This is a genomic window from Duncaniella muricolitica, assembly GCF_910574735.1.
Lineage (GTDB): Bacteria > Bacteroidota > Bacteroidia > Bacteroidales > Muribaculaceae > Duncaniella > Duncaniella muricolitica.
On the sequence record NZ_CAJTCF010000165.1, the window covers coordinates 1 to 903 of the forward strand.

The 903-nt window shown below is 38.8% G+C and carries 1 protein-coding gene; it reads left to right on the forward strand.

Annotated elements, in window-relative coordinates:
* Window positions 1-698: 698 nt before the first annotated feature.
* The coding region (locus tag QGT73_RS17320; protein WP_280123258.1) for a hypothetical protein at window positions 699-903 on the forward strand (205 nt) is incomplete at its 3' end.

Genomic DNA, 903 nt, shown 5'->3' on the forward strand with positions numbered 1-903 from the left:
ACAATTTTTTCGCGGTCGAGCGATTTTATCAACTGCCCATATATCGGCTGTCCGAAGAAATTACTACTTTTGCTCATGGTTATTCATGGTTTGTTTGACGACACCAAAAATAACTAATTAGGGCTGATTCTTGCTAAGGTAATCGACTTTTGTCGCTTGCCTTAGCAAGAATCAGCCCTAATTTTTCAATCGCTCAAAAAAAGTTTAGCGGACAGTAATAAATCGTAATGGACGTTTGTTGTGTTTAACAATTGATTATCGAATAGTTAAAAAGAACCTTCGGCCTTGTACGAGAGAGAAAAAATGATTAAATTTGCATATGGCTTGGAAACTTGTAGAGACAAGTTGCGACAACTTGATTTGTGCCTGTCGGAGACAGTGCATCTCAAATTCAAGAGTCAGGCACTAACAAGGCACTATTAAATTTTTAGATACGCTATCTACTTGATATAGCTACATTTGGAGCGTAAGGAACAAGTCCCTCCATCTCCACAAATAAGCCTGATTGTCAGGCGATTACAAAGATTGCACCCAATTTTGCACCCAGTTTTGGGCGTGAGATTGGGTGATTTGTTTGGGGGCTTGAGCCAGATAATTCAGTTTTTGGGATTACATTCTCGTTTACTTTGGAAAATAATTTGTAACTTTGCGTCGTTTCCCAAAGTCAAATAATTTTTAAGTTTGGGAAATGAAATCAGATGAAACTAATAGAAAGACCGTTGTACCTCCGCCAGTTAGAGGGCTTGATAAATACTCCCGATATTAAGATAATAACGGGAATAAGACGTAGTGGCAAATCGGGTCAAGCCGAAATGGCGGTGCATATGTTAAATTTGGCAGTTAGAAGTGTTAAATTTTTAGGCGTAGAGTTTGACCAGTCGGAATATGAAGAAGTCTCGGTCC